Source organism: Oceanobacillus luteolus (genome assembly GCF_023715655.1).
GTDB classification, from domain to species: domain Bacteria; phylum Bacillota; class Bacilli; order Bacillales; family Amphibacillaceae; genus Oceanobacillus; species Oceanobacillus luteolus.
On record NZ_JAMBON010000153.1, the window covers coordinates 1 to 445 of the forward strand.

The 445-nt window shown below is 69.0% G+C and carries 1 protein-coding gene; it reads right to left on the minus strand.

Annotated features, from left to right (window positions below; genetic code table 11):
• On the minus strand, positions 1-445 hold a 445-nt coding region (locus tag M3210_RS20165; protein ID WP_251518084.1), incomplete at both ends, for an aldehyde dehydrogenase family protein.

The window sequence follows — 445 nt, forward strand, 5'->3', positions numbered from 1 at the left end:
GTGCGCACGTGCAGCGCTGGCCAGCCGACAGGAACGCCGACTGGATCGTGTGATGCACGGCCGCGTCGACGTCCTCGACCTCGCCGATCACGAGCGGGTTGTTGCCGCCCATCTCGAGCGCGAGCACGATTTCCGGACGGCCGCCGAACTGCTTGTGCAGCAGCGTGCCGGTGTCCGAACTGCCGGTGAAGAACAGCCCGTCGATCTGCCGATGATTCGCGAGCGCGATGCCGGTGTCCTTCTCGCCCTGCACGAGGTTCAGCACGCCGGGCGGCAACCCGGCTGCCTGCCACACCTCGACCGTCGCGCGCGCGACGCCCGGCGCAAGTTCGGACGGCTTGAACACGACCGTGTTGCCGGCGATCAGCGCCGGCACGATATGACCGTTCGGCAAGTGGCCGGGGAAGTTGTACGGGCCGAACACCGCGACGACGCCGTGCGGGCG